Annotated in this window: 12 protein-coding genes and 2 pseudogenes; 9 read left to right on the forward strand and 5 right to left on the reverse strand. The window is 57.2% G+C overall.

From position 1 onward, the window contains the following. Positions 1-158: 158 nt before the first annotated feature. The gene (locus LC334_RS21370) at positions 159-1082 is read right to left on the reverse strand and encodes a DMT family transporter (RefSeq protein ID WP_085802272.1); all 924 of its coding nucleotides are present in this window, start codon (positions 1080-1082) and stop codon (positions 159-161) included. Positions 1083-1371: 289 nt separating this feature from the next. Next, on the reverse strand, positions 1372-3405 hold the full coding sequence (locus tag LC334_RS21375; protein ID WP_085802273.1) for an NADH:flavin oxidoreductase: 2034 nt from the start codon (positions 3403-3405) through the stop codon (positions 1372-1374). Positions 3406-3538: 133 nt separating this feature from the next. Between LC334_RS21375 and LC334_RS21380 the strand changes: the two genes are divergently transcribed. Further along, on the forward strand, positions 3539-4480 hold the full coding sequence (locus LC334_RS21380) for an ornithine cyclodeaminase (protein ID WP_085802274.1): 942 nt from the start codon (positions 3539-3541) through the stop codon (positions 4478-4480). Between the two features lie 999 nt (positions 4481-5479). Continuing rightward, a complete protein-coding gene (locus LC334_RS21385; protein WP_085802275.1) occupies positions 5480-7525 on the forward strand; it encodes a hypothetical protein in 2046 nt (681 codons plus the stop codon). A gap of 108 nt (positions 7526-7633) precedes the next feature. Here the strand turns inward: LC334_RS21385 and LC334_RS23355 are convergent. Further along, a pseudogene (locus tag LC334_RS23355) lies at positions 7634-7735 on the reverse strand (IS110 family transposase); the annotation flags it as partial. A gap of 335 nt (positions 7736-8070) precedes the next feature. Here LC334_RS23355 and LC334_RS21390 point away from each other — a divergent pair. The 4 genes from LC334_RS21390 to LC334_RS21405 all read left to right on the forward strand — a co-directional run bounded on the left by LC334_RS21390 (position 8071) and on the right by LC334_RS21405 (position 10454). Further along, positions 8071-8727: a hypothetical protein gene (locus LC334_RS21390; RefSeq protein WP_085802276.1), complete on the forward strand. Its 657-nt coding sequence runs from the start codon at positions 8071-8073 to the stop codon at positions 8725-8727. A gap of 267 nt (positions 8728-8994) precedes the next feature. Continuing rightward, entirely contained in the window at positions 8995-9228 is a 234-nt protein-coding gene (locus tag LC334_RS21395) for a DUF6429 family protein (protein ID WP_085802277.1), read from the forward strand. Positions 9229-9282: 54 nt separating this feature from the next. Next, on the forward strand, positions 9283-10005 hold the full coding sequence (locus LC334_RS21400) for a hypothetical protein (protein ID WP_085802278.1): 723 nt from the start codon (positions 9283-9285) through the stop codon (positions 10003-10005). Between the two features lie 197 nt (positions 10006-10202). Further along, complete coding sequence (locus LC334_RS21405; protein WP_085802311.1) at positions 10203-10454, forward strand: WGR domain-containing protein; 252 nt, start codon at positions 10203-10205, stop codon at positions 10452-10454. Between the two features lie 413 nt (positions 10455-10867). On the opposite strand, the pseudogene LC334_RS21410 reads toward LC334_RS21405, so the two are convergent. Next, a pseudogene (locus LC334_RS21410) lies at positions 10868-11893 on the reverse strand (IS110 family transposase). Between the two features lie 244 nt (positions 11894-12137). Between LC334_RS21410 and LC334_RS21415 the strand changes: the two are divergent. Continuing rightward, positions 12138-12335 (forward strand): hypothetical protein, encoded by a 198-nt coding sequence (locus LC334_RS21415; RefSeq protein ID WP_139836528.1) that lies wholly within the window; start codon positions 12138-12140, stop codon positions 12333-12335. A 47-nt stretch (positions 12336-12382) separates the two neighbouring features. Here LC334_RS21415 and LC334_RS21420 read toward each other — a convergent pair whose 3' ends face one another. Next, positions 12383-13585 carry a Fic family protein gene (locus LC334_RS21420; protein WP_085802280.1) on the reverse strand — a complete coding sequence of 401 codons (1203 nt, stop codon included), beginning with the start codon at positions 13583-13585 and terminating at the stop codon, positions 12383-12385. Between the two features lie 661 nt (positions 13586-14246). Between LC334_RS21420 and LC334_RS21425 the strand changes: the two genes are divergently transcribed. Together LC334_RS21425 and LC334_RS21430 are read left to right on the forward strand one after the other, a co-directional pair. Beyond that, a complete protein-coding gene (locus LC334_RS21425; protein WP_085802281.1) occupies positions 14247-14651 on the forward strand; it encodes a DUF3768 domain-containing protein in 405 nt (134 codons plus the stop codon). A 219-nt stretch (positions 14652-14870) separates the two neighbouring features. Further along, the gene (locus tag LC334_RS21430; protein ID WP_085802282.1) at positions 14871-16793 is read left to right on the forward strand and encodes a ParB/RepB/Spo0J family partition protein; all 1923 of its coding nucleotides are present in this window, start codon (positions 14871-14873) and stop codon (positions 16791-16793) included. Positions 16794-16884 lie beyond the last annotated feature (91 nt).

The following is a 16884-nucleotide window of genomic DNA, read 5'->3' on the forward strand; positions in this document are numbered from 1 at the left end:
TCCTTTCCTAGCAGTGATAGACAAATGCAGTATGGCGCATTGCGACGCCGGGGGAGCAGGAGCCATCCACCCCATCTCCTATGAGGGGCTGCGCCGCGGCAAAAACAATTGTGGATGCAGGTCAGCTGTGGGCCGTAATCGAGAGCCCGTTGTAGAATTCAGAGCGGCGGTTGAACGCCGCGTTTGTGGCGCTTGCGATTTTGAATCAGTTCCAGCCCGGCTCGTACCGCCACCGAGCCGATTACGATGGCGCCACCGGCAATCGTCGCTCTTGTCGGAGTTTCGGCGATGAAAAGCCAGACCCAGACAGGGCCGAGGGCAAACTCCAGCAACATGAACAATGTTAACTCTGCGGCGACGAGATGTTTTGAGGCGGCGATAAACAGCGCGTTGGCCAGCCCCGAGAGGATGCCACCTAACAGAAAGCAAAGCAGTATGTCGCGTAGAGGGATTGCCAGATCGCCCCAACTTAGCGCCAGTGAGATCACGATGATAATACAGCCCGACACCATGAGCGCCGGTAGCATCTCGATCCCGCGGTGGCGGCGCAAGATGATCGTGTAGCACGAGAAACAGAGCGCTGTCAGAAGACCCATTATGTTTCCATAGAGCGATCCTGCTCCGATCCCGCCCGATACCATCACCAAAATTCCAACGGCGGCGGCGCACATTGTTAGCATGGTAGCCGGCATCAGCCTCTCGCCCAGGAATATCCGAGCAAGCGCGGCTGTGAAGAACGGGATGGCACTCAGCATGAATAGCGTGTTCGCAACGGTCGTGTTTGTAACCGATTGCAGAAAGCATATGCCCGCGCCTGCGAGCATAACACCAGCCAGCAGGCCGGGGCGCCCGATGCCACGGGTTTGAATCATAGCGGCGCGGCCGTGCCGCAGCGCCATGATCAGTGCGACCATGCCGACCAGAGCAATTGAACGATAGAAATTGATCTGCCAGACGTCCGCTGCCTCAATCGAGCGGATTACCAGTCCGCCGAAACTGATGCCTAGCGAACTGATGATCATAAGCCCCATTGCCCAAGCGCGTCGCGAGGGTTGCGGCAGGGTTTCGGGTAGGGCAGTCATCGGCGCACGAGCCGATAGTTTCGGGCGGTCGAAAGGAACATCATCTTGAGCAGCAGTACCACAGGATGATGCCCATAATACCAAGGTCTGCGACTGGATATGTCGGTTTCGGATAACGTTCTAAGTGTTATCGGCGTATTCAAAAATGCTGCGCAGCGCACCAATGACTGCTTTCAGGAAACCGATAGGTGAATTCTGGAAGTCGCCGAATGTCGGCTAAGGGCCGTCCGCGGTCGAACTCGATGGGGGCCTGATGCCGCAATTGCTCCTACTTCCGCAGTGAGCCAAGCTAGAGTCGCGCGCAGAGTCGTGCAGCGTCGAGAATCGCAGCGTGGATGTCGCGCGACGAAGTAGCATCCCCTATTCGGTAGACATCGAAACCCTCGCCATCATTCTCAGGCTGCGGCTGGGCTGCGGTCAGAGCCGACAAATCCGGCAGCCCGTGATTGCGCGCCACGCCTGCTAGTTCAAGATAGAGGGTGTCAACCGGTAGCGTCCCATGTTCGTAGATCAGCGTATCGCAGCGCATCTCGACCGTCTCACCGCTATAGCTGTTCTCAAAAATCAGGCGCAGACGGTTTTCGTCACGCTCCACACAACGCAGCGTAAGGTCGGGGCGAAGCGTCGCGCCAGATTTGTAGAACGCGCGCATTTGCAGTGGTCGTTCGATTTCGCTGACCTCCACACCAGCGGTTCTGTCGGGGGTCACATAAGTCAGCGACGCTCCTGCAGTTGCTAGCGTATGCGCGCCGTTCAAGCCCGCAGCTGTGCCTGTCCCGTCGTAAAAGATCACGTTACCCTCGGGCGGTATGGCGGCCTCAAGCGCTTCCCAGAGGGGCATCCCAAGCTCCGCGCCGGAGATGTCCTCCAGCCGGTCGGGCACTCCGCCCGTGGCGATGATAACGGTATCGGGCTCTGTCTCGGCGACCTCATCGGGACCCGCCAAGACATTGTAGCGCACCGTCGCGCCGAGGCGCTCCAACTCGCTGACCCGCCAGTCGACAATGCCGATCAGATCGCGCCGCAAGTCGAGCTTCGAAGCCAGCAGAATCTGACCGCCCGCTTTGGGCGCGGCCTCCATTAGCGTGACGGTATGGCCCCTTTCAGCGGCGACGCGCGCGGCCTCCAGCCCACCGGGGCCTGCACCGACCACGGTGACACGTTTTGGCGCTTCAACATTTTCGATAACATGCGGCAGTACGTCCTCACGGCCGATGGCGGGGTTGTGAATACAACTCCCATGCCAGGAGCAATAGGTTGCGCCGACGCATGGGCGGATCGTCTCCTCCGCCCCTTCCGAAAGTTTTCGCGCGATATGCGGATCGGCGATATGCGCGCGGGTCATGCCAATGAGATCCACATGCCCTTCTCTCACGGCGTATCGGGCGGTGGCCATGTCATTGATGCGCGCTGCGTGAAACACCGGCAGTCCCACATTTTGCTGGAAATTCGCCACCGGGCGCAGCTGGGGTGCCAGTCCAAGCGCCATGCCGGGCATGTAACGGGCGAGGCCCACCTCTGTGTCGATGCGTCCGTACGTGAAATTGAAGAAGTCGATCAGGCCGGAACGTTCGAGAATTTCGGCCATCATCAGATAGTCTTCATCCGGCATGACACCGCCATCACCTTCTCCTACGGCCATGCGCACACCGACGAGATAGGGCTGCGGAACCACACGGCGAATCTCCTCCAGCACCATGAGGCCGAACCGAGCGCGGTTCTCAAGGCTGCCGCCGAAGTCATCTCTGCGTTGGTTCGTGGCGGGTGACCAGAATTGCCCAATGAGGTGCCCGGCTATGTGCAGTTCGCACCCGTCGAGCCCACCTTCATAGCAGCGCTGCGCGGCTTGACCGAAATCTTTGATCACACGAGCGATATCGTCGGCCTGCATCTCCTTGGTAAAGCCACGATGTAGTGGCTCGCGGAACCTGCTGGGCGAAATGGTGGGCAGCCAGTTATCTCCGCGCCACTGGCTCCGCCCGCCCAGATGGGTTAGTTGGCACATCAGCGCAGCGCCGTGTTTGTGTATGCGATCCGCGAATTTCTGAAAATAAGGGATGATGCGGTCATTGCTAGCGCTGAGCTGGCCGAAGGTGTTCGCGCTGTCGCGCGACACATTGGTCGATCCGCCAAACATAGTAAGACCGATCCCCCCTTGCGCCTTGGCTTCGTGATAGCGCTGGTAACGCCCTGTGGGCATGCCGTCCTCGCCAAAACCAATGGCATGCGAGGTGCTCATGATCCGGTTGCGCAGCTTCAGATGCCCCAATTGAAAGGGTTGAAGAAGCGGGTCGGTGCTGGAGGTATCGGCAGCGGCATTCATGGCGGCGTTCCTAATTCGGAATTGGCTCGGGTAAGTCTGATCAAATCGCGCGGTCCGGTCAAAGGTAAATTTGGTATTTCATTGCAGGGCGGTATGGTGGGGGAACCCGGGATCTGCCTGAAGGAGTCGCGCCATGCAGATGTTTGATGCCGAAGCTGTTCACCGGCTGCTTCCCTACGACGAACTGATCCCGGCCCTACAAAAGCTACACGAAGGGGAGATGCCTGCGGGGGATGGTGTCTACACCAATGATCCGGCAGGGACGGGAAACATGTTCGTCACTCTGCCCGGCTGGCTGGGGGAGCGGTTGATCGTGGTCAAGATGGTTGGAGTCTTTCCCGCCAACCGCGACCGTGATCCGCCCATCGGGTCGGTCCTTGGCGCTGTCGCTGCGTTTGATTCGGAAACCGGCGCGCCGGTGCTGGTGGCCGATGGGGAGGCGATGACCTATCGCAAGACCGCTGCGGTCTCGGGGCTTGGCACAGCGCTGCTGGCCCCGCCTGAACCGCAAGAACTGTTGGTTGTTGGTGCAGGCGGGTTGGGCCCGCATGTGGCGATGGCACATATTGCTGCACGCCCGTCAATTACCCGCGTACAGATCTGGAATCGTACCGCATCCCGGGCCGAGGCTCTGGCGACCACGCTGCGTATGCAAGGTATCAACGCCAAAGCCGCGTCGGATCTTGATGCGGCGGTGACAGAGGCGGATGTGATCAGCAGCGTGACCATGTCGCGCGCGCCGCTCGTCAAAGGCGCGCTGCTGAAACCCGGCGCACATCTCGATCTGGTTGGATCATACCTGCCGGACATGCGCGAGACGGATGATGACGCGATGCGGCGAGCAGCGGTTTATACCTGCTGCGACCGTGGCCGCGATGAGGTGGGTGAGCTGATCCTACCTGTGGCCTCCGGTGCTTTGAGCTGGGATGACATTCGGGGCGATGCCTTCGGCCTCGTACAGGGGCGCACTGCCGGACGGACTTCAGAAGATCAGATCACCGTTTACAAGAATATCGGTGGCGCGCATCAGGATGTCTTTACCGCCGTGATCCTAAAACAAGCTGCGGGACTGTGATTTCGCACTCTCGCTGCGGTGCATGCTGCGATTGAAAAGCCAAAGCTTGCTTTGTCCGCATTGCGTGAGCACATGCTCAATTCGAAGAAGCGGTCGCAGCGAAGGTCCGCAATGCGAGCTGCGATTGCAGCATCTGACCTCAATTGCCAATGACAGCTAAGGGCCGCCCTGTCAGCGCCAACAACTTCATCGGAACAGGATGGTGCGCTACCCCAGAGGTCGGCAGTGAGTCCCATCGGCCATGCACTGTGGTGCCAAAAAATCCGGTCCAATGCCAATAAGATGCCAGTCTTATGTCCGGTGGCCACCTCGGGAAAAGCTGTGTCATGTTGAAGATCGGATCAAGCTCAGACGCCGCGTTTTTCCTCCCATTCACCTCGTGACGAGGCCCCCAGCTTTGCTAAGATCGCCTAGACATGATGGTCGTCGTGCTTGGGCAGGATGAACAACACGGACACCGCCCGCCGTGCGGAAAGCTTGATCAGAGGGCGAAACCAGGCGAACTTGCCGTAAACTGGCAGACCAATCGGAGAATTTCGGCTGCAACTGAGCTGTCGCAACCGGGGGACTGGCCACTGAAATTTCGCCGGCGGCCTTGGGCCCGCATCAGGTGGCGAGCCCCGCCAAACGCAATTGCACGCGCTTGTTTTCAGGCGTCACGCCATGAATTCCGACTTTTGCTCCGTCACAGTGGCCGACTTTTACGCCGCCGTTGACAGGGGAGGTTCAGGCGAATTCTGTTCTCCGGCACCTCTGGGGCCTGAAAGTCAGATGAAAGCGTCATTCAGAGATGGGTAGAAAAAGCTTCCTATACCGTGACATAAAGATTACCGAATGACAGATTGGACCGGATTGCTATCAAGATATTTCCCACTTTAATCGGAGGTTCGCAGTGATCGATTTATCGAACTGGATAGAACGATTTCGTTCATTTCGCCCCGCTATCTCTCATAGCGTTGTCGCTACATGGCAACGAAACTCGATTGATCATTCTGAATAATGAAAGCCACGGCCAGCCAAGCTCATCAGAAAAACGCCACGCCGACCCACGCGGCCCATGATCCCGCGTCACAGGCCGCGCCGAAGGTCGATGCGCTTGGCGTGGCGATCAAGCGTCCGGAGATGGTGATTCAGCGAAAGCTGCAGGCGCTGGCAGATCAAAGTGCGCAGGTGAAGCAGCTGCGATCGCACCGGCTCGCGGCAGCCGGCGCGGTCCTCCAGCGGGTCCGGTTGATCGGCCCGACAGGCGGTGTCGATTATGACCGCAGCAAACTCGACAGTCTGAAAGTCGAGGAAATGAAGAAGTGGCAGGGCCTGCCGGGCTTTGAAGATTCCTCCGACTACACCTGGCACCATATCGCGCCGCAGTCGCGGCTGACCGATCGCGGGCTGGCCAGCAACCGCCTGCTGGTGCGCCTGGGCCCGTCGGCCAGCGCGCGGATTGGCGACCCGGGCAACGACTTTACAGATCCCAACTTCGACGAAACCGGCACGCGTACGCCGTTCAGCGAAGGTGTCGAAGGTGCGGTTGGCAAGGACACCGCCATCGACCCGGGCGAGTTGACCCGCCGGCTGCAGGGCCTTGCCCGGGAGCGCGAAGGCAAGGCCAGCCAGAAAAGCTATTCGAACCCCTCGACATGGCATATCCCGCTGGAGGTATTGGTGCAATTTATCGACGAATGCCCCGACAGCACCGCCGACGGCCCGCAGAAGGAGTTGATGCGCAAAACCGCCCACAAGAATGCAACCCTGGTTGCCTATAACGACTACAAGGACAAGAGCTCACCCGAACGTCAGGAATTGGCCGTCCCTTTGATTACCCTGCACGAGGACCAGATCGGCGCCGACCTGAAAGGGCTTTTTCATGCAGCGATCCATAAACGCCCGTCCTTTGTTCGTGGCCATGTTCTGGATGAATTCCAGAACGAAAAGTTCAAGGCGCGCACCGAGTTGATCGTAGCAAAGAAGAGGAAGTTCGAACAGCTCATCAACACCGACGGTGAATTGCTGGCCTTGGCGAAACAGGCCGGGCCCGATCTTGTCCGCAAGAAGGGCGTGCTTCAACGATATAATCAGATGACCAAAGCGATGCAGGTCTTGGTGACCGCGCCAGGTACCGGCGTTACGACGGGCCTGAAGCACAAATTCTATCCGGGGAACAGAATCCGCGTGGATCACAATCTCTGGTTGCGGGCGATGGAATACGTGGTGGCTTTCAGGGAAAAAAACGATACAGATAACAAGATCAAGAATTTGCCGGTATTCGGGCTTGAGCCGCACGCCGACGTCACCCGCGTGATACCGCTGCTGGGCGTTGCAAAACAGGCCCTGGGCAAAGAAGAAACCCGGGCGTTGGACGAAAGTATCCCGATCGACAAGGAGCGCGAAGCGGCAATCCTCGGGACGTTGCCGGACTACAAGCCGAAGACGGAACTGCCAAGAACGAAAACGGCGTACAGCAAGCGCAAGACACCAAAGAGAAATGCCGCCAGATATCCGATCACCGACGAGGAAGCCGCCCGGCACAAGCAATTGGTGATGGTGGGCAAGCAAGAAGAAGCCGACGAGCTTCGCAAGACCCTGCATGGTCGCGGTATGGTCGCACCCGAAGCATTCAAATTAAGCGAGGCCAAAAGAATCGCCGAAGGGGAGCGCGAGAAGAAGGTCAGTGCAGAGATGTCCGAACGCGAGGGACGCCTTCAGGACGAGGCCAATCGCGAAAAACTGGAGGAATTTCGGAACACGCAGGACGAACGCACCCGCAAACTGAACACGGCGACCAGGGCGTTCATCATGGCCTATGAGGATGAAACCGAGGTCTCTTTCGATCTGCTGTTCGACTTCCTGATGCGGCTCTGGCCGGATATGCGTACCCAGATGGACGCAGTCGTGCGCAGCATGCGCTGGGAAATCCGACCGGAAAAAGAGCCGGCAGACCGCAAGGATCTTGAAACCTACGAATCCGACCTATCGCAGAAATATGATGATCGCCTGAAGACTGGCGTGAAGGACATCAGATCTGCATTTCATGACTACGCAAAGTGATCAATCTGTCGCTTGGCAGCCAATTTGAGAATCCAGCGCTCTAAAATCTAACAATAAGGTGCCAATCCAAATTCAAGCGACCGTATTGAAAAACCTTAATAGCTATCTGCGTCGGATCGAACGATTGAAGACAACTGTGCCGTCAGCAGTGACGCCGTGGGCCTGGAAAACATCCTTGCCGAGATCCAATCCTATTGTCGTAACTTCCATGGTGGTGCTCCTTTCCTAACAGAAGATGACTTCTGTACCATGCCGCATTGCGCGACAGTTAGGTGCAGACGTCATCCACCCATCCGCGAGGCTCGATATTCCGAAATTGCTGCGCTGTGCATGAAGGTCCGGTCTCGGGAAGCGGCTAGGTCAGATTAAGACTTGTGCGAATGTCTGGTAAGGGCCGTCCCCATCCGAGCCAGTTGGGACTAAGGATCAGATGCTGCGCTTGCTCCGATGACGGCAAAGAGCCAAATTTGACGGACGCTGCGCGCGGAACGAATGTCCGCTCCTGCGTGTTCGACAGAGCCTGAGTTTCAAGTTATCTAACCGGCATGTTGATCGACGAAAGCATGTTGGCGGAATTTCGTGGTGAAGACGGCCTCTGCCGTTTGAAGCCAGAATACGGTGGCCCGCGTAAATACTCAGATTACCCCAAACTGTTGGCGGAGCTGGTGGAATCTGCAAAGCGGCCAAACTTGATGCGAGACGGTTCTCTTAAGACCGTATTCACTTGGGACTACTTCGAGGAGCTGTCCGAACGTGTCGATCATGGTGTCGTCGCAATGCTTGCGTTCACGAACCTTGTGCCGGTACTACCTATCACGAGGAATTGGATGGCCTTCCAACACCAAGGTGCCGGGTACGCGTGCCGCCAAATAACCTTCATTGGCACTGTGCTGGAACCCAAACCCGCAATCAAGTCGGCATTCTTCGAAATAGCGCGCGCCAACTATTGCGCCTGCAGAGGCTGGTTCGAAGGTCCTGAGACTGATGCGACAATAACAGAGAAATACATCGCCACTGTTCAGGAACTCGGCATGGTCTGCGGTATCAGGGCACGCAGTGAACTATGTGAAAGCGTCTACCCAGTCGAAGCTAATCCTGTTTCCATGGGTATCTGCTTCGACGATGTTGGTGATTTGACATACCTAACCGAAGATGAGCACGTAAACCCGCTGATATTGTTCTTGTCTTCAAATTCAGACTGATAGGTGACCAAAGCCATCGTTGTTGACATCTCCTGACTTTCTTAAAGCTGACATTGGGACAAATGCCGCGAAGGATGGCTTTGTCCGCGTTGCCGTCATCCAGGTATCGAAAATGCTGCGTGATACACGAATGGCAGGAATGCGAAGTGCTCCGCGGCGTGACCCGATCCGATGAATGTCTCGTGGGGTCGGCATCTCTCAAAGCATACTCTGTACATAGTTGCCGGCGCCCTTGACACTTTGGTGTAGTTGTTTTCGCATGGTGACATGCAGCTTGATGATGACAAGATTGATGACGCCACCATGGCGCTTTTGCGATTGACGCTTCACGACGAGCGGCGGGCCTGGAAGGGTTTTGACTGGGATGTCCTGGCGCGCTTGCATGAAAAGGGATGGATCTCTGATCCTGTTAGCAAGGCGCGATCCATCGTCTTTACCGATGAGGGTCTGCAAAGGTCGGAGCAGCTCTTGTTGGAACTGTTCGGCAAAGATCAGGCGTGATGCGCATCCGTTCTCTCATTGGCGTCTCGAGACTAGGGGGCTCGGGAAATTGCAATGTATGAATTTCGCCGCCTTTCAGATGATCATCCTGATCTGAGATATTCGCCGCTGATACGCGCGGCGCGTCTCACCTTGAGATATGCCGTCGAAGAAGGCCCGATCGGGCTGACCAAAACCAAAGCGTTCAAACGGTCCTTTGTGCATTGGGCGGCAGAGCATTTCGAGTGGCCTGGCAGCAGTTCCGAAGAACTGTTTCGGTACAACAAGGTCCTGAACGAATACGATTTCGCGCCACTCGAATTGCTGCATTTCCTGCTGACCACTCTCAAAATGGGGCGCCACTACAAGGGCGAATTCCGCGCGAGCAGGAAAGGCGAGGCACTATCTCGATCCCCCGGCAAGCTCTTTCATGAATTGATCCCGTTTTACATACTGAGACTTGATCACGCAGCTTACGGGCGACTCAAGCAGGCTCCCGTCGGCACATGGGATGTCTGGCTGAATGTAACCAATGTTGAATTAGAGAACGGCGCTAGTGAACGCGAGCTTTATAACACCTTCTATGAAGACGGCCGTGATGGGGACGATGCCAACTGGCGGGAGATTGCGGCGTTTTCCCACTATGTTCTCACACCCTTGGAATGGTCGGGTTTGATTGCAACTCAGGATGCCAAGGCCGCGGGGCAGCCCGCCCACATGTGCTTCAAAACACCGCTTTGGCGGTCGGCGCTGAAACTTGAGACGGACAACGTTCTGAAACCTGCGACGCGGCATTGAGTGTCTGCTGGCAAGGCAAGTTGTGGTCCTCGCGCCTGAGATTCCTTGGCTCCCAAAACGGTAATGATAATGGGCGGGATTATCGACACGGTGGGCTGAAAAGTTCGTCAGCCCCCATCACGGATATGAATCATTACCCACGTCCGGATCTCGCAATGTCATTGGACAGGTTGTTCGTGCCGGACGATAATCTTGCCATGAAACCGACAGAGGCCAATCCTGTCCATCTGATCCATATGAACCCAGAGCTCAACATGGCGCGGTTCTACGGGATCGACATTCAGCCCACGCTGTTCGGAGAGATGTCAGTGCTGCGCAGCTGGGGGCGCATAGGTACGAAAGGGCGGGGTATGATGGTGACTTACGAGGATTCAGCCCAAGCCGCCGAGGCGCTCCTGAAACTCGACAAACAGAAACGCCGCCGTGGATATGTTGCGGTGACGGACTGATCGTGAGTGGCTTGGCCGATCAGCGTTCCGAACAATTCGACCCGCGCAGTGCCGCCGAAATTCTGACCTCCTTTTCGGTCATGGCGTGGTTTCAGGACGTAGCCAGTGACGATCCTCACTCACGTGTTTCTTCAAGATGAACATTTATGGATACCCCCAGTGTCAAGCGGTTTTCGACTGGCGTGAGAACGTGCGATCGGATGCGGTCATTTATAAGGCCTCGTTGTGCAGCGACTTAAGGGCTGCGGGCCGGTATGGTGATGCGCAGAGATGGGTCCAAATCATAAGCGAAGACTTTTAGTCTGTAGTTCATCCACGGTTTTCCCATTCTGGATCTCTCCGATCAATCTCCCATGCTATTCGTTGACCTCTTCACACGTCCCGAGGTTTGAGATGAGGAGCAAGGCAGCTGCCTATGTCGCCGCCTCAGGATTCCGGTAATCTTCGTTTTTTGTAAGCATAGCCCAGATGCCGCGCGCCATTCTGTTGGCCAACGTGATTGCAACCAGCAACCTAGGCTTGCGATCCAGCATTCTGGCCAGCCAACTGCCACATTTAACGCCGTATCGGTTTGCAGCATTAATCACCGACATGGCACCCACAATCAGTAGACTTCGAATGTCGTTTTGGCCCATTTTCGAAACCTTTCCGAGCCGGGTTCTTCCTCCCGTCGAGTTTTGCAGTGGTACGAGACCGAGCCAGGCCGAGAAGTCCCGACCGCGTTTGAAACAACTCATATCCGGAGCAAATGCCTCGATTGCCAGAGCTGTCTGCAAACCGACACCCGGCATCGATGTTAGCCTGCGTACCTTATCAGATGATTTTGCTGTAGCTTCCAGCTGCTTCGTAAAAACGCTAATTCTGTCGGCCAGCGTGTCGATATGCTCAACGTAAATCAGCGCAGTGGCACGTACGATATCGGGAAGATCGGTTTCTTTATCCACCAATGCGGCCTTCAATGCTTTGAATCCGACCTGACTTTTTGGACCGATCACGCCGTATTCTGCAAGGTGTCCGCGCAGTGCATTGATAGTTTGGGTGCGTTGAACCAAAAACATCTTACGGGACCTAAAAAGCATCGCCCTGGATTGCTGTTCGACAGTCTTTACCTCGACAAAACGCATGGTAGGGCGTGACGCGGCTTCCGTGATTGCCTCCGCATCCGATCGGTCATTTTTCTGGCGTTTGACGAATGGTTTAACATACTGAGGAGGGATCAGCTTTACTTCATGCTTGAGTTTGCGAATTTCGCGACCTCACCCATGCGCCGTAGCACATGATTCCATAGCGACAACGCATGAAGGTTGTGATGCTATGAATGGTAAAAACTGCGCGCGATTGAGTTTCTTCCGGAAAACAACTGATCCATCTTTGCTGGCGCCATGCACCTGAAATACTTGCTTAGCGATATCAACACCAATGATGTTCACGTCTGGCATTTGGATATTCTCCCTGTTTTGTTGTTGTCGGCGTTTACCTAAACGCAATCTGGCACGAGGTGATGCCTTAAGGCGGGGGTATCCACACCATCATAAGCGGGCAGCCGGACCTGGCGCTGCGCTTCAACAGGAAAATTCCCCTGCGCTGAACGCGCATTCCTCGCGGATCAATTTTCCTGCTGACATGTCCTTGATGCCCGCTTTTCGCATGTTCATCGAAACACTGAAAAGCGAGGATCAAACAATGACTACTCAAACTCTGAAACTGAACGTCAAAACCGGTGAGAAAGAAGGCAAGAATTTCTGGGATCGCTGCGGGGTTCTCTTCGTCAACACCGACGACCGGGGCAACATCACGTCGATCAATGTCAAGCACAACATGTTCCCTGGCGTCGACATGGTTGCCTTTCCGAAACGTGACGATGTCACTGAAGAGATCTAACCTCGGAAAGGGCGGCGCAAGCTGCCCTTTTCGCCATGCCTCGCGCCTCACTCCGGCAGATCGGCATCCGCGAACAGATTGGGGAACAGGCGCTCCCGGTATTCCAGTGGGAACGCAAGGCGCACCGGTGTCTTGGGCGAAGCGGAAACCAGGAAACCCGCCGTGGTGAGTTGCTTGAGCGTGTTCCGTGCCGTGCGCTCGGAGGTCTTGAGCACAAACTGCGCTTCCCCGCGTTCCAGGGTGCCATGCCGCAGGACGGCGGAGACCAGGTCCGGCGCGCGCTTGTCGTCGATCGTGTCGGCCACCAGGCGCCGGTAGCGTTTGTCCAGGCCGTCGAGGTCGAACAGCTTTGCCGAGAAGGTGATCTGATCCAGGGCCACGTTCAGAAACCACGCGCAATAGGTTTTCAGGGCGGCCTCCGAGAGATTGCCGCGGCCGTCTCGGTCCCCGAGGCGGGGGCTGTCTGCGTGATCCATCATCTGCTTGTACTCGCCTCTATCCTTCAGCCCTCGCGCAAGTCCGCGGGAAATTGACCAGAGGCCGTCACCACCGATGCTCGCTTCCAGGGCCATGGCATGGGACATCAGGCGACTGACGCGTCCGTTGCCGTCAGGAAAAGGGTGTATGTAGTTCAGACGATGATGGGCGGAGGCAATTGCAATGATACGCCCGCTTGCCGAGCGCGCGGCAATATGGAACCGCTTGTCGAAGTGCTCCATGAAGGTGGCCACCCGGCCGGACGATGGCGGATGGTGACGCCCAACAGCGACTTCAGGGTCGCCCTCCCGACGCATGCGACCGGGAATGATCGGTTCCCGTGAACCGTCCGGGTGCTCTATCACGCGGAACTCTTCCGGCATTTCGTCGTAGAAGATTTTGTGGACCCAGGTCAGGAACTCGGCAGATGTCGGGCGGGGCAGGGCGCCCGCTCGGTGCATTTCGTCGATCTCGCGTTGCACGATGACATGGGCGCGTGCCTCCAGTGCAAGGGGTCGTGTTTCTTCTTCCAGTTCGGCGCCTGCGAGCGCTTTTTCGATATCGCGAGGTCGGGTGTTGTGGCCTTCGATCAGGTTCGAATAGTAGCAGTTCATCATGCGAACGAGGTCGGCCAGCTCCGCTGCGCTGTCCGGATGCAGGCCCTTGCCAAGACCGCTGGCTTCTCGTTGGATCTCCACTGACAGGTCTGCCAGTTCGGCCGGGATGTGTTCTTCGAAGAAACAGGGTTCTATTCTGCCGGGAGTTTCGAGCATTTCTTGCCGATCTTTGTTTCTCAGAAAGTTAAGTATTTATAAGATGTTTGTTCTGAATAAGGCAAGGTTTTGCCGATATGGGTTGCCGATCTTATGTGCCGACTTCCTGAAAGCCGGGCGTAAGCCTCAGTTTCGTGGTCCGATGACAGGAAGATCTATTGGCAAATCTCGAGCTTATCCGCTCGTGACCGGGCCCTAGGTTCCAGCCAGCAGGCCGGCTTTCACCCAGAACCCCGCACCCTGATCTCCCTGCCTCAATAGCCCCAGCACCGTCTCTACCGAGCCGGAGCAGGGGCTTTGTGCCATGGTCGCTTCAGGTCGCGGTGATCTGCCCTTCGGGTGACGGTCCCTTTTGCGCGCAGGATCGAAGATCCTTTGCCATTCCTTGATGGGTCAGGCGGGATTTGGGCAAGCCAAACGCCGCCTTCCCGTCAGGGGGAAGGCGCGGCCTCCCCCCTCGGACAAGACAAATAGACAAGACCGTGTCCTCGCGCTGCCGCGCTGCGGGCCGCACCACTCTTGTCTATTTGTCCTGTCTCGCCCCTCACCGCGTTCGCCACGTGGCAGGTTTTAGAGACGACGCCCTTTCAGGGCTCGGCTCAAAACCAGCACCGATTGGGGATCAACCCCAGAGGTCACACCACGAAAAGGAGAGACGGTTTTGGAAACTGAAACAGTAAAAGACGTCGAGAATGACACCACCCTGCAGGCGGCAGAGATCGCGGCGCAGAATGACCTGTTCCGGAAGGCACTGATCGACCCGGTCGCAGCCATTGAGATGCAGTCCAAAGGCATTCAGGGGCAGGTGCTCGTCACCCCCGGCGTGTCGGGTGAGGGGGCAGAGTTTCAGGCGGCGGCACTGGCGGCTGTGGCTACGGATACGCGCTTCACCGAGGACAACGACCCTTACGGCGATCACACATTCGGGACCGTGACGGTCAGTCGCCAGAAACTCTTTTGGAAGGTGGACCTCTACGACACGGATTTCACCTACGGCTCCGAGCGCCCGTTTGATCCGTGCGTCACGCGGCGGGTTCTGACCATCATGTGCCCCAGCGAATACTGATCTCAATAGCAGACCGGAAAGGAGGTGAGAACATGAGCAAGGAACGTCTGCAAGTCCTGCGCGCGCAAGCTGTCGCGTTAATCAGGAAGGGCGGTCTCTCCGCGAAGATCGGCCACGCCTTCCTGAAATCAAACGCCGGGACCTGAACCCTTCGCTCTACCCCGTCAGGGGTAGGGCAACCTTAACCAAACACAGTACCTAAAATCAAGGAATGACCCTATGACCAACCAAGCCAATATCGACACCGCCGCCGCCACCGACGTGATTGAATACGTGCCTCTCACGGACCTTTACCTTTCCGACCTGAACCCGCGTCAGGAGGTGGCCGACGAAGGCATTGATCTTCTGGCGGACAGCCTTGTGGCCTGCGGGCTGATCCAGAACATTGCCGGGTTGCGCGATGAGGCGGGCAAGGTTGGTGTCGTAGCCGGGGGCCGCCGCCTGCGGGCTTTGAACATCGCGGTGGCCGAGCGCCCCGATCTGGCGCAGGTGCCGGTGCGCATGGCACCGTCTGCCTTTGTGGCCGAAGAATGGGCCAACGCGGAAAACACCTCGCGGGAGGAACTGGACCCGGTGGACGAAGTGCGCGCCTATCACCGGATGGCGGAAAAAGCACTTTCCACGGCCAAGATCAGTCAGGCCTTTGGTGTGACCGAGGCGCATGTGCGCCGCCGCCTTGCGCTTGCAGGTCTGCCTGATCCTGTTCTCGATGCGCTAAAAGCGGGCGAGATCAGCATGGGTCAGGCCAAGGCCATGACCGTCAGCGAGGATGAGAAGAAAATCCTCGAGGTGCTGGAGCGAGCCAAGCGCGGCTGGTTCAATGAATACCAGATCAAATCCGCCCTCAAACCTGATGCGTTCGACAGCGACAACCGAAAAGCCAGATTTGTCGGGCAGGGATCTTACGAAGCCGCTGGCGGCAGCGTCACGCAGAACCTCTTCGAGGATGAGGTTCTGTTCAACAACCCCGATATTCTGGACCGTCTCTTTGCCGAGAAGCTGGACGATGAAGCAACCCGGCTGCAGGAGGCCGAGGGCTGGGCATGGGTCATGACCACGGAGGACAGCAACCCGTTCTGGTACGAGTTGCAGCGCGACCACGGATTTGCGCGCACCTACCGGATCGAGGGCATTCTGAGCGAAGAGCAAACCGAGCGCTATGACGAGCTGGCCGACCTCGCCAATGGCCCCCTCTCAGTGAATGCGGAGCATTCACTGAGAGGGGCAGTGGACGTGCTGGACGAGGAAGGACAGAACGAACTTGATGCGCTGCAGGAGATTATCGAGGGCTACTATAGCGATGCGCAAAAATCCCTGTCAGGCATTCTGGTGCATGTCTCGCATAGCGGATCGGTCGAGGTCATGCGCGGGCTGGTCCGGCAGGATGATCAGGCCGAGGCCATCGCACAGGGCATCATCGAGGACAGCAAGCATAGTGATGCGGGCAAGGCGCCAAAGGAAAAGCCCGCGTATTCGCAGAAATTCGTCGAGGACATGACCGCGATCCGTCTGGCGGCGGTGCAGACAGCCCTTCTGGAAAAACCCGATTATCTGCTAAGTCTCTTTGCCTTTGCCGTCTCGCCTGCGTCAGGCTATGGCAACGACCTCTTCGGGTTCGGTTACAACGCCACCGAGCGCAACGCGCCGGAGATTGACGATCAGTTTGCGCTTGATCCGCGGCTTGGCGGAGAGCGTGACGAGGATGCGGAGAACGAGTTTGAGGCGTTCCGGGACATAGCGGGGCAGGGCAAGGTGGATGCCTTCGCCGCCTTCCGCGATGCGGGCAAGAAGCTGCGCAACGGGGAAATCACCGCCTTCCTTGCGCGCGCCTTCAAGATGCAGGGCCCGGAGTTCATGGCGGAGATTGAGGCCGAGATTGGTGCGGATATCAGGGCGATCTGGACGCCGTCTGCCGAGAACTGTTTCAAGCGCCTTAAAGGCCCGCAGCTTGACGTGCTCTATCTGTCCATGCTGGATCTGGCCGACGACAGCGCCGCCTACAAGGGTTTTGCTAAATCGAAGAAGGGCGAGAAGAACGCGGCGCTGCACAAGCTCTTCAATGACCCGGATCATCAGAATGCGCTTGGTGTGACCGCCGAGCAAAAAGCCCGGATCGATGCTTGGGTGCCTGAGTGTTTCTGAGCAAAAAACAGCGCGGCTCCCTTCGGGGAGCCGCCCAGTTACGAAACCCGCTTGTGCATGGTCGTATGACTTGTTTGATGGCGACAACAGT

Origin of the sequence: Roseovarius aestuarii (assembly GCF_019966515.1) — a bacterium.
GTDB classification, from domain to species: Bacteria; Pseudomonadota; Alphaproteobacteria; order Rhodobacterales; family Rhodobacteraceae; genus Roseovarius; species Roseovarius aestuarii.

What these genes read in the sequence shown, in the direction of transcription:
- LC334_RS21415 (WP_139836528.1), top strand. Translation starts at nt 12,138, where the DNA reads ATGACTACTCAAACTCTGAAACTGAACGTCAAAACCGGTGAGAAAGAA.
- LC334_RS21385 (WP_085802275.1), top strand. Translation starts at nt 5,480, where the DNA reads ATGAAAGCCACGGCCAGCCAAGCTCATCAGAAAAACGCCACGCCGACC.
- LC334_RS21390 (WP_085802276.1), top strand. Translation starts at nt 8,071, where the DNA reads ATGTTGATCGACGAAAGCATGTTGGCGGAATTTCGTGGTGAAGACGGC.
- LC334_RS21430 (WP_085802282.1), top strand. Translation starts at nt 14,871, where the DNA reads ATGACCAACCAAGCCAATATCGACACCGCCGCCGCCACCGACGTGATT.
- LC334_RS21395 (WP_085802277.1), top strand. Translation starts at nt 8,995, where the DNA reads ATGCAGCTTGATGATGACAAGATTGATGACGCCACCATGGCGCTTTTG.
- LC334_RS21370 (WP_085802272.1), bottom strand. Translation starts at nt 1,082, where the DNA reads ATGACTGCCCTACCCGAAACCCTGCCGCAACCCTCGCGACGCGCTTGG.
- LC334_RS21405 (WP_085802311.1), top strand. Translation starts at nt 10,203, where the DNA reads ATGAAACCGACAGAGGCCAATCCTGTCCATCTGATCCATATGAACCCA.
- LC334_RS21380 (WP_085802274.1), top strand. Translation starts at nt 3,539, where the DNA reads ATGCAGATGTTTGATGCCGAAGCTGTTCACCGGCTGCTTCCCTACGAC.
- LC334_RS21400 (WP_085802278.1), top strand. Translation starts at nt 9,283, where the DNA reads ATGTATGAATTTCGCCGCCTTTCAGATGATCATCCTGATCTGAGATAT.
- LC334_RS21375 (WP_085802273.1), bottom strand. Translation starts at nt 3,405, where the DNA reads ATGAATGCCGCTGCCGATACCTCCAGCACCGACCCGCTTCTTCAACCC.
- LC334_RS21420 (WP_085802280.1), bottom strand. Translation starts at nt 13,585, where the DNA reads ATGCTCGAAACTCCCGGCAGAATAGAACCCTGTTTCTTCGAAGAACAC.